The sequence below is a fragment of the Pseudomonas sp. genome, from assembly GCF_030683065.1.
GTDB lineage: Bacteria > Pseudomonadota > Gammaproteobacteria > Pseudomonadales > Pseudomonadaceae > Aquipseudomonas.
On the sequence record NZ_JAUXMX010000040.1, the window covers coordinates 142,230 to 152,253 of the forward strand.

The window sequence follows — 10,024 nt, forward strand, 5'->3', positions numbered from 1 at the left end:
GATAGAACGTTTTTAGCACGCTGATCAGCATTTGAACAGCCCGAAAACTGCTGGAAGGGTTTGTTGGCGTTGCGCTTACGAACTTTTGCTGCGGCCGCAATCGTGCAACAGATGGGTGTTCATCAACACAACCCGAGGCCTAGCTGCATGAAGGCCAGCCCACCCTGCCCCCACCCCCACCAAGCCAAGGCCAGCAGCAGAGTGACCACCATGAGCAGTGCGCTGCTCAACCAATATTCGGTATTCATGCTCGGACTCCCACACCTTGCAGACGCGCTACCGGCTGCTCGCGCACCGGCCAGTTCAGGCCCGCGGCAAGCAGGCTGAGGAGGATTGCGATCATCCAGACCAGATCATAGCTGCCAGTACGGTCGTACAGATAACCGCCCAGCCAGCCACCGAGGAACGCGCCGATCTGATGAAAGAGAAAAACGATACCACCGAGCATCGACAGGTTGCGCACGCCAAACATGGTCGCCACGGTGCCGTTGGTCAACGGCACCGTGGACAACCAGAGCAAGCCCATGGCGATGCCGAAGGCGTAGGCGCTCCAGGTGGTTAGCGGGGTCAGAATGAAGGCAGTAATCACCACTGCCCGCGCCAAATAAAGGGCCGTCAGCAGGCGCGGCTTGGACATGCGCCCACCGAGCCAGCCGGCAGTGTAGGTGCCGAACACGTTGAACAGGCCGACCAGGGCCAATACCGTGGTGCCGACCAGCGCCGGCAGATGCTGATCAACCAGATACGCCGGCAGGTGTACGCCGATGAACACCACCTGGAAGCCGCACACGAAAAACCCCAAGCCCAGCAACCAGAACCCAGGATGTACACAGGCCTCACGCAACGCCTCGCGCAGGGTTTGCTCGTGGCCCAGAACTGGTAACGGTGTGTCCTTGACCATCGTAGCCAGAGGCACGATCAAGGCTACCAGCAAGCCGAGCGCGAGCAACGCCGTGGACCAGCCGAGCCAGCTGATCAAGCCCAGCGTGCCCGGCAGCATGGCGAACTGGCCGAGCGAGCCGGCCGCCGCGGCGATACCCATGGCCATGCTGCGCTGCTCCATCGGAACGGCACGCCCGACCACACCAAGGATCACCGAAAACGAGGTGCCGGACAGACCGATGCCAATCAGCAAACCGGCACTCAGCGACAGCGTCCAGGCCGAATCGGCCAGGCCCATGCAGAGCAAACCGACCGCATAGAAAATGCCGCCAACGATCACCGTACGCTGCGCGCCGAAGCGATCGGCCAAGGCGCCGGTGAACGGCTGGGTCAGCCCCCAGATCAGGTTCTGCAAGGCAATGGCGAAGGCAAACACCTCGCGCCCCCAGCCGAACTCGTTACTCATGGGCGGCAGGAACAAGCCGAAGCCATGACGAATCCCCAAAGACAGGGCCAGGATCAACGACCCGCCCAGCAGAATCCACACTGTTGCCCGCGCTTTCATTCCCTGCACTCTCTTTCCAGGCCTCGACAGCAACTCAGGCGTTCGCAAACAGTGACATCGCGCCCAAGGGCTCACGCCTGCCTATTCGAACCAGATCGACAAGAAAACTCCCTGCCATTTGACCAGCGCCCGACTCCCGCAACAAACCGACCCAATGTATCTGTCGGAAAAATTATGCCGCGCAGGATGCGCCACCCGGAACCCACCTGGCAATCAGACCATTGCACAGCAACCGGGACAACATCATGCGTTGTTTGCGCGAGACCGCCACCAACTTGTAGGAGCGGCCCATGGCCGCGAACAGGATCGTGAGTCGGCACACATTTGTTCGCGGGTGGGTATTTTGAAGCGTGGTGGACTCATTCGCGGACAAGTCCGCTCCCACAGGTGCGGTGGTGTGACCGGGGGTCTGGCGGTTAGCGTTTGCGACACAGCGTCAGGCCGTCGCCGAGCGGCAGCAGCGACAGGTCGAGACGCAGATCATCTTTCAAGGCCCGGTTGAGCGTTTGAATGGCGCAGGTGTCGGGGCTGTCGGAATGTTGTTCCAGCACGCGACCGCTCCACAGGGTGTTGTCGAACAGAATCAGACCGCCCTGGCGTGCAAGCCGCAGGGCATGCTCCAGATAGGCCGGGTAGTTGGCTTTGTCGGCATCGATGAAGATCAGGTCGAAACTGCCCTGCTCAAGCCCCGCCAAGGTCTCCAGGGCCGGCGCCAGGCGCTGCTCGATGCGTTCGCTAAGGCCGGCTTCGCGCCAGTAGCGCTCAGCGATGGCGTTGTAGTCGCCGGGGATGTCGCAGCAGATCATGCGCCCGTCTTCGCCCATGGCCTGGGCCATGCAGATGGCGCTATAGCCGGTGAAGGTGCCGACTTCAAGAATCCGCCGCGCACCGGTCAACTGCACCAGCAGCGCCATGAACTGGCCCTGCTCGGGGGCAATTTGCCAGCGTGCATTGAGCAGTTGCGCCGTCTCGTCACGCAAGCGTTTGAGCAGCGGCGTTTCACGCAGGGAGACCTCGAGCAGGTAATGGTAAAGATTGTCGTCGAGGGTGAGGGTGCGATTGGTCACGGGGTTCTCCATGGATTAACGCAGATCAACGCGCTGTTTGCGTCGAACCGCAGCCACGTAGGATGGCGTTGAGCGTAGCGATACCCATCACGACGATCTGCGGGCAATTCGTAAAACTCGGCGCTTGGGCTAACGCTCGATGGGTATCGCTGCGCTCAACCTATCCTACAAAAGCACGGCAGTTGCGTTTAACCGCAGCCACGTAGGATGGCGTTGAGCGTAGCGATACCCATCGCGACGATCTGCAGGCAATCCGTAAAACTCGGCGCTTGGGCTAATGCTCGATGGATGCCGAACGATCAGGGGTTGCTGGCCAGCTCGGTGGTAAATACCCGTTTGGCATCCAGATAGGTGCGTTGCCAGTAGCTATTGCTGAGGCTGTCCAGGCGCACGGTGCCACCGCTGGAGGGGGCATGCACGAAACGGCCATCGCCGACGTAGATCCCGGCATGGCTGACTTGGCGACCGCCATTAGTGGCGAAGAACACCAGGTCGCCGCTTTGCAGTGCGTTACGGCCAACGGTTGGCGCACGCATGCTGATCAGCTCACGGGTGGTGCGCGGTAGGCTGATGCCGGCCGCATCACGATAGACGTAGCCAATCAAGCCGCTGCAGTCGAAACCGCCGGCAGGGGTATTGCCGCCATAGACATAGGGTGTGCCGACCAGCCCAAGCGCGCGAAACAATACGTCTTGGGCGCCACTGTCAAAGTGGGCACTGGGCTGCTGAACGATGGGCTGTGGAGCGGGCCGTTGACCCGCGCAGCCAGTCAGCAGCGCGGCAAGCAGGAACAGGACAATAGGGGTCGTGACATTCATCAGCGAAGCGATCCAGAACCTGAGTGCGCTCTACTCTGCCTACTCAGGAGGTACAGCGCAACCTTGTGGCTGCGCCGGGTGAGATGTGGCTGCGCTGGGGGATTTTGTGGCAGCGCCGGGCAATCAGGGGTGGCGTGGCAGCGGGTCAGTCGACGCCAGGGCCAGAGCACGCTTGGCTTCGATGAAGGTGCGATTCCAATAGCGATCTTCCAGGCTATCAACCCGCACACCACCGCTGCGGCTGCTGGAGGAATGGATGAACTGGTCATCGCCCAGGTAAATCCCGGCGTGGCTAACGCGACCGCGACCGTTGGTGCTGAAGAACAGCAGATCGCCCGGTTCCAGCTCTGCACGCTCGACCAAAGGAGCGTCGATATTGATCATTTCACGGGTTGAACGCGGCAATTGCATGCCGAGCTCTTCCTTGAACAGGTAGCCGATGAAGCCGCTGCAATCGAAGCCGGAACTCACCGTGCTGCCACCGTAGCGATAACGGGTGCCCACCAGCGACAAGCCATGGGTCAGGATGCTGTCGGCCAACTGGGGCAGTTCGTAGGACTTGTCACCGGCAAAATCGATGACTGCTTCGTCGTCGTCGGCTTCTTCAACAAGAACCGCATGCTCGAACGTCTTGGCCTTCACCACTGCAGTGGTTGCCGGCGATTGCGGAGCATGGTTGGCGCAAGCGGCCAGAACCAAGGTGAGTGCGAGAGGCACGAGAGGTGCGAAGTTTTTGAACATGAGCACAACGTGTCGTAGTTTTACAAGAGCGCGACTATGCCTTCTATGACCCTCATTTGCAAATTCTATGACGCTTGATGTGACTTAGTAGACTCGGCAAAACATCTAAAGCGCGCTCTTGCACATGCACATCGACGAGATCACTAAGGTCGCCGTGGCCGGGATTGATCTCGGCAGTAAAACCACCCGCCTGGCGAGTGCGCAGCAGCGGCTCGACGATGCAGGGAAAACTGGCACTGGTACCATTCGAAGCCTTTGACCAGCTCGGTGTAGAGGCTGTTGATCGCGCGCTCCGGGAGTATCTCCTCGAAGCAGCAGCACTGGCGGGCGCAGAATGCCCAAGCGCCCCGAGTACCGCCCACGCCTCAGTGATTGACCGTGTATGCCAGCATCATCGAGAGCTGGCACAGCGGTCGACCACTTTGCGCATGCCACTGATTGAACGCGGCCTGGACGGCTGCGCGATCTCTGATGCTGGTCGGTACTTTGTCGATGATGTTCTGCGCCTTGAGTGCGGCAACCATGTCGTCGCTGGGGATAAAGGTGTCCTTGCCAACCATGCGCAGGAATCGCGGCGCGGACAAGCCGCCGAGCTGGCTGCCGTGCTTGGCCAGGTATTTCCAGAGGCCGACGATATCGGTCACTGGCCAGTCGGCGATCAACGCGCCAAAACTGCCCTTCTCCTGACGCACATCCAGGACGAATTGGGCATTGCGCGGCACGCTCTTGAGCTTGCCCAGATGGCGAATGATGCGCGCATCCTGCATCAGGTTTTCCAGGCGTTCGGCGCCCATCAGCACGACTTTCTCTGGATCGAAACCGAAGAACACTTGCTCGAAAGCCGGCCATTTTGAATCGACCAGGCTGTGCTTGAGGCCAGCGCGAAAAATGCGCAGGCTCATCGTCGAGAGGTAGCGGTCATCACCCAGCGCACGTAATTGGGCGTCGCTGCGCGACTGCGGCAAGTGCGCCTCAAGCGCCGCCGCCGAGCCGAAGCGATTCAGGCAATATTCGTGGAGCCATTTGTAGTCGCGCATGGACTGTCCTTACGGAATCTTTCGCAGATCATTTCGTGCCCACGCTGGAGCATGGGAGCAACCATCGCGGCCAAGGCCGTTCCTACAGGAAACGAGATTTTGTAGATCCTATGTTCATATGCAAAGTCTGCGGCATCGTAGGGTGGATGAAAAAGGCTACGCGCCCCGACCCACCCTATACAGCTCTCGTAGCCGGATGAACTCCGGGAACTCTCTAAATCGCCCCGGATTACATCCGGGATACAGGTCAGGCGATCAGAGGTTCATCACATTGACGAAGCGCGATGCGGCGCTTTCGTCAATTTTCAGGTTCTTGAAGTCGAATAGGTTGCGGTCAGCCAACTGTGAAGGCACGACGTTTTGCAGCGCGCGGAACATGATATCGATACGCCCCGGCGTCTTGCGCTCCCAGTCCTTAAGCATGTCCTTGACCACCTGACGCTGCAGGTTTTCCTGGGAGCCACACAGGTTGCACGGGATGATCGGGAATTGCCTGAGCTGGCTGTAGGCCTCGATATCCGCCTCCTTGCAATAGGCCAGCGGACGGATCACCACGTTGCGTCCGTCGTCGGCGCGCAGCTTGGGCGGCATGGCCTTGAGCGTGCCGCCGTAGAACATGTTGAGGAAGAAGGTTTCCAGGATGTCGTCACGGTGATGACCCAGGGCCATCTTGGTCGCGCCGATTTCGTCGGCGAAGGTATACAGGGTGCCACGGCGTAGACGCGAACACAGCGAGCAGGTGGTCTTGCCTTCCGGGATCATCTCCTTGACCACCGAATAGGTGTCTTTTTCGACGATGTGGTAAGGCACTCCGATGGATTCCAGGTAGGCCGGCAGGACGTGTTCGGGGAAACCTGGCTGTTTCTGGTCCATATTTACCGCGACGATCTCGAACTTGATCGGCGCGACTTTCTGCATGTGCAGCAGCACATCGAGCATGGTGTAGCTGTCCTTGCCACCGGACAGGCAGACCATGACCTTGTCGCCTTCCTCAATCATGTTGAAGTCGGCAATGGCTTCGCCGGCCTGACGACGCAGGCGTTTTTGCAGTTTGTTCTGATTGACCGAGAGGCTACCCATGGTGCGCTGGAATCCGGAGGCTTACTAAAGTGCAGCATTTTACCCAGAAACCACGGCGCGCCCTACCCCAATAACTTGGCAATGCTAGGCTCAGCTGATGAACGATGAACTTGACCCCACTGTCGATCTGGCAGACCAACTGCACCACATGCTGCAAGCCGCCCCAGCAGGGATTGGTGAATACCAGTTAATCCAGCAGCTGAAAGAGCGCCACTGCACACACATCCCTCACCTGCCGCTGACCGATAAACTGGTGCTGTTTCGCACTCACTTTCTGGTCTTCAACGCCCTGTACCGGCTGCGCGAACGGTTATGGGGCGAACAGCTCGGTTTTGTGCAGATCAGCCCGCTGTGCATCCGACTGCTGCCTTACCAAGCCGGCAGCAGCGAACTCAGCGAGCACGACCCGCTCCGTGACTATTACCTGGACCTCAGTCAGCTGAGTGACACCGACGAGCAGGATGTTGAGGATCTGCTGTCCAGTTTCTGGAAACGCATGCAAGGCGGTGAAGAAAAGAGTGCGGCCCTGGAGCTGTTCGAGCTGGACGAAGGCCAGCAAGTGCTCAATATCGGGCTTATCAAGCATCGCTACAGGCAGCTGGTCAGTCTGCATCACCCTGACCGTGGCGGCAGCACTGCCCGCTTGCAGTCGATCAACAAAGCCATGGAAATACTAGAACGCTATTACAGCTGACTTGCAGAGACTAATTTGCTCTAAGCCCGACGCCCACAGTCACTCCAGCCTCTGCCTATACTGCGACATACGGTCGCACAGGTTCGGCCCAGTACTCGGTAATGCTGCACACGTGTGCCGGGCACTTGGTTGGGGGGCGACCGCAAAAAAAGAGGAGGTGTCTGGCATGATCAATCACGTTTGGGGGCTCTTCACCCATCCCGATAAGGAATGGCAGGAAATTCGTGGAGAAGAAGAAACTATCAGCCACATGTATCTCACCCACATACTGGTGCTCGCAGCGATTCCGGCGGTATCGGCCTTTATCGGTACGACCCAGGTCGGCTGGTCTATCGGTGATAGGGCACCGGTAATGCTGACCGAAGCCAGCGCATTGCAAATGACCATCATGACTTACCTGGCGATGCTTGCCGGCGTTGCCGTGATGGGTGCTTTTATCCACTGGATGGCGCGCACCTACGACGCCAGCCCCAACCTGACCCAATGCGTAGTGTTCGCAGCCTACACCGCAACACCGTTGTTCGTTGGCGGCCTGGCGGCACTCTATCCAGACATGTGGCTGGCCATGGTGGTGGGCACACTGGCCATCTGTTACACCGTATACCTGCTGTATGTGGGCATACCAACCTTCATGGGTATCCCTGAGGATGAGGGCTTTATGTTCTCAAGCTCAGTACTCGCGGTCGGCTTGGTGGTATTGGTGGCGATGATCGCCAGCTCGGTGATTCTCTGGGGGCTTGGGGTAGGCCCGGTCTACACCAGCTAAACAACCCGCACTACACGAAACCACCTTGCGGTGGTTTCGTCGTTTTAGGGCTGCCGTAGCAGCTGAGCTTAGGCATAATTGCGCGGTCACCATCAGGTTGCGCCCATGCCCGAACACATCCACGCTCGTGTCGAAACCTGCTATCAGCAGGCCGAAGCCTTTTTCAAACAGCGCTTCGTCCGCGCCGAAGTAAGTTTCAAGCTGCGCGGACAAAAAGCCGGTGTGGCGCACCTGACGGAAAACAAGCTGCGTTTCAATCCGCAGCTGTACCGGGACAACCGCGAAGACTTCCTCAGGCAGACAGTGGCTCACGAAGTGGCGCACCTGATCGCCCATCAACTGTTCGGCCTGAAGATCCAGCCACACGGCGAGGAATGGCAACTGATCATGCGCGGCGTCTATGAGCTGCCGCCAAATCGCTGCCATACCTACGACGTCAAACGCCGCAAGGTCAGCCGCTTCATCTACCGCTGCAGCTGCCCCCAAAGCGACTTCCCCTTCTCCGCCCAACGCCACGCCCTGGTCGGCAAAGGCCGACGCTACTTCTGCCGGCGCTGCAAGGTGACCTTAAGCTTTACCGGCGAACAGCGGGTGGAGTGAACGGCGCTCCGCGCCAACCCACCGATTGCATGCAGTAATCCCGTGCAGGAACCAGGCGCCCCTTATCAAACAACAAATAACTCATTGTTTTATATATAGAAACTTTTACGAAATCTTGTAGAGGCCAGTAACCGTAGGATGGGTTGAGCGCAGCGATACCCATCGAGCGATTTATGCCTATACCCGGTTGTTGTGGCTGAAATCCATGATGGGTTACGGCGCGGTTATTCTGCTGGCAGCAGGTTAATTTGTGGGCGCCTAACCTACGCGGCCCGACCCATCCGGTCTTGATCCTTGAGCACCCAGTTTGCTGCGCGACAGCGCGGCGCCTGAACAACGGGGGGCGCCTACATGTTTACACGCCATACATCGCCTAAAAACCTATTCGCGACCAACCTCCGAGCCTGGAGCCGAGGCAAGCGGTGCGCTTACGCCACGACCTTGTTGGCCTTTAGCTCGGCGATCCGTTCGGCCGAATAGCCCAGTTCGACCAGCACCTCCTCGGTATGCGCACCCAGCGCCGCGCCGATATGCCGGGGCTCGGGCAGCCCCGCTGAAAACTTGATCGGACAAGCGATCTGCTGCTGCGGGTCGCCGCCCGTACGCGGTACTTCGGTGATCAGTTGACGCGCCTTGATCTGCGGATGTTCGACCGCTTCGCTGAGGTTGAGCATGGGCTCGACGCAGGCATCCAGGCCGGCGAACAGCTGGCTCCATTCAGCGAAATCACGCCGCTCGAACTCGACTTTTATTTCGTGCTTCAGCGCCAGCTGATCTTGTGGGTTGAGCGATAAACCACGTGCAGCCAACTCCGGGCGGCCGATGGCGGCGCAGAACTGCTGCATAAACTGCGGCTCCAGGCTGCCGACCGAGAACCAACGGCCATCGCGGGTACGGTAGTAGTCGTAGAAGCTGCCGCCATTCAGCGCCTGGTTTTCCATCGCAGGCTCCACGCCAGCGGCCAGATAGCCCGCGCCAGCCATGCCATGCAGACTGAAGGCGCAGTCGGTCATGCTGATATCCACCTGCTGGCCTTGCCCCGTGGCCTGACGCTGGATCACCGCCGCGAGCAGACCGATCACCCCGTGCAACGAGCCGCCGGCAATGTCCGCGGCCTGAATACCCAGCGGCAGCGGCCCGCTTTCACGGCGCCCGGTGTAACTGGCGATACCGGCCAAGGCCAGGTAGTTGATGTCGTGGCCGGCGCGGTCCTTATACGGGCCAGTCTGGCCGTAACCGGTGATCGACACATAGATCAGCTTCGGATTGATCGCCTTCAGCGCCTGGTAGCCGACGCCGAGTTTATCCATCACCCCCGGGCGAAACTGCTCCAACACGATGTCGTACTCGGCCACCAGCTGCTTGACCATCGCCACCGCCTCGGGCTGCTTCAAGTCCAGGGCGATGCAGCGCTTGTTGCGATTCAGATAGGCGTGGCTGGCCGATACGCCGCCGTCATGCGGCGGCAGCACGCGCAGCAGGTCCATGCGTGTCGGCGATTCGATACGCAACACCTCGGCGCCCATGTCGGCGAGCAACAAGGAGGCAAACGGGCCTGGCAACAGGGTGGAAAAATCCAGCACCTTCAGTGACGACAGCGGGCCTTGCATAACAGCTCCTTTGGGAACTCAATCCCGTAGCCCAATGAAATGGACTCCCCCCTCCTACGGCGTCTATGCGCCAGACTAGAGTTGTCAAAACAAAAGTCACGAAGGGAGGAGTCACCATGAAATTTAAGCGAATTGGTGTCGATTTGGCAAAGCAGGTGTTCCAG

At 59.3% G+C, this 10,024-nt stretch carries 12 protein-coding genes; 4 read left to right on the forward strand and 8 right to left on the reverse strand.

The window, feature by feature from the left end; all coding sequences use genetic code 11:
* Nucleotides 1–122: 122 nt before the first annotated feature.
* From Q8K09_RS13585 to Q8K09_RS13605, 5 genes are all read right to left on the reverse strand, one after another.
* A complete protein-coding gene (locus Q8K09_RS13585; protein ID WP_305255495.1) occupies nt 123–248 on the reverse strand; it encodes a hypothetical protein in 126 nt (41 codons plus the stop codon).
* Nucleotides 245–1,447, reverse strand: a complete 1,203-nt coding sequence (locus tag Q8K09_RS13590) for an MFS transporter (RefSeq protein WP_305255496.1) — start codon at nt 1,445–1,447, stop codon at nt 245–247. The genes Q8K09_RS13585 and Q8K09_RS13590 overlap by 4 nt, the downstream gene beginning before the upstream one ends.
* Nucleotides 1,448–1,863: 416 nt before the next feature.
* A complete protein-coding gene (locus Q8K09_RS13595; protein WP_305255497.1) occupies nt 1,864–2,514 on the reverse strand; it encodes an O-methyltransferase in 651 nt (216 codons plus the stop codon).
* A gap of 299 nt (nt 2,515–2,813) precedes the next feature.
* Nucleotides 2,814–3,332, reverse strand: coding sequence for a C40 family peptidase (locus Q8K09_RS13600; protein WP_305255498.1), 519 nt, complete (start codon nt 3,330–3,332; stop codon nt 2,814–2,816).
* Nucleotides 3,333–3,455: 123 nt separating this feature from the next.
* A complete protein-coding gene (locus tag Q8K09_RS13605) occupies nt 3,456–4,073 on the reverse strand; it encodes a C40 family peptidase (protein WP_305255499.1) in 618 nt (205 codons plus the stop codon).
* 124 nt (nt 4,074–4,197) lie between these two features.
* Between Q8K09_RS13605 and Q8K09_RS21325 the strand changes: the two genes are divergently transcribed.
* Nucleotides 4,198–4,332 carry a hypothetical protein gene (locus Q8K09_RS21325; protein WP_370869535.1) on the forward strand — a complete coding sequence of 45 codons (135 nt, stop codon included), beginning with the start codon at nt 4,198–4,200 and terminating at the stop codon, nt 4,330–4,332.
* A gap of 106 nt (nt 4,333–4,438) precedes the next feature.
* Here Q8K09_RS21325 and Q8K09_RS13615 read toward each other — a convergent pair whose 3' ends face one another.
* Both Q8K09_RS13615 and ttcA read right to left on the reverse strand, forming a co-directional pair.
* The gene (locus tag Q8K09_RS13615) at nt 4,439–5,110 is read right to left on the reverse strand and encodes a DNA-3-methyladenine glycosylase I (protein WP_305255500.1); all 672 of its coding nucleotides are present in this window, start codon (nt 5,108–5,110) and stop codon (nt 4,439–4,441) included.
* Between the two features lie 255 nt (nt 5,111–5,365).
* On the reverse strand, nt 5,366–6,190 hold the full coding sequence (gene ttcA / locus Q8K09_RS13620) for a tRNA 2-thiocytidine(32) synthetase TtcA (protein WP_305255501.1): 825 nt from the start codon (nt 6,188–6,190) through the stop codon (nt 5,366–5,368).
* Nucleotides 6,191–6,287: 97 nt separating this feature from the next.
* Between ttcA and Q8K09_RS13625 the strand changes: the two genes are divergently transcribed.
* The 3 genes from Q8K09_RS13625 to Q8K09_RS13635 all read left to right on the forward strand — a co-directional run bounded on the left by Q8K09_RS13625 (nt 6,288) and on the right by Q8K09_RS13635 (nt 8,250).
* Entirely contained in the window at nt 6,288–6,884 is a 597-nt protein-coding gene (locus tag Q8K09_RS13625) for a DNA-J related domain-containing protein (protein WP_305255502.1), read from the forward strand.
* A gap of 166 nt (nt 6,885–7,050) precedes the next feature.
* On the forward strand, nt 7,051–7,650 hold the full coding sequence (locus tag Q8K09_RS13630) for a Yip1 family protein (RefSeq protein WP_305255503.1): 600 nt from the start codon (nt 7,051–7,053) through the stop codon (nt 7,648–7,650).
* A 105-nt stretch (nt 7,651–7,755) separates the two neighbouring features.
* Nucleotides 7,756–8,250 (forward strand): SprT family zinc-dependent metalloprotease, encoded by a 495-nt coding sequence (locus tag Q8K09_RS13635; protein WP_305255504.1) that lies wholly within the window; start codon nt 7,756–7,758, stop codon nt 8,248–8,250.
* A gap of 428 nt (nt 8,251–8,678) precedes the next feature.
* Here the strand turns inward: Q8K09_RS13635 and Q8K09_RS13640 are convergent, their stop codons facing one another.
* On the reverse strand, nt 8,679–9,860 hold the full coding sequence (locus Q8K09_RS13640; RefSeq protein WP_305255505.1) for a CaiB/BaiF CoA-transferase family protein: 1,182 nt from the start codon (nt 9,858–9,860) through the stop codon (nt 8,679–8,681).
* Between the last annotated feature and the right edge of the window lie 164 nt (nt 9,861–10,024).

Excerpts from the sequence above, each read along its gene's own strand:
- Q8K09_RS13600 (WP_305255498.1), bottom strand. The coding sequence starts at position 3,332 with ATGAATGTCACGACCCCTATTGTCCTGTTCCTGCTTGCCGCGCTGCTG.
- Q8K09_RS13630 (WP_305255503.1), top strand. The coding sequence starts at position 7,051 with ATGATCAATCACGTTTGGGGGCTCTTCACCCATCCCGATAAGGAATGG.
- ttcA (WP_305255501.1), bottom strand. The coding sequence starts at position 6,190 with ATGGGTAGCCTCTCGGTCAATCAGAACAAACTGCAAAAACGCCTGCGT.
- Q8K09_RS13640 (WP_305255505.1), bottom strand. The coding sequence starts at position 9,860 with ATGCAAGGCCCGCTGTCGTCACTGAAGGTGCTGGATTTTTCCACCCTG.
- Q8K09_RS13585 (WP_305255495.1), bottom strand. The coding sequence starts at position 248 with ATGAATACCGAATATTGGTTGAGCAGCGCACTGCTCATGGTGGTCACT.
- Q8K09_RS21325 (WP_370869535.1), top strand. The coding sequence starts at position 4,198 with ATGCACATCGACGAGATCACTAAGGTCGCCGTGGCCGGGATTGATCTC.
- Q8K09_RS13615 (WP_305255500.1), bottom strand. The coding sequence starts at position 5,110 with ATGCGCGACTACAAATGGCTCCACGAATATTGCCTGAATCGCTTCGGC.
- Q8K09_RS13605 (WP_305255499.1), bottom strand. The coding sequence starts at position 4,073 with ATGTTCAAAAACTTCGCACCTCTCGTGCCTCTCGCACTCACCTTGGTT.
- Q8K09_RS13625 (WP_305255502.1), top strand. The coding sequence starts at position 6,288 with ATGAACGATGAACTTGACCCCACTGTCGATCTGGCAGACCAACTGCAC.
- Q8K09_RS13635 (WP_305255504.1), top strand. The coding sequence starts at position 7,756 with ATGCCCGAACACATCCACGCTCGTGTCGAAACCTGCTATCAGCAGGCC.
- Q8K09_RS13590 (WP_305255496.1), bottom strand. The coding sequence starts at position 1,447 with ATGAAAGCGCGGGCAACAGTGTGGATTCTGCTGGGCGGGTCGTTGATC.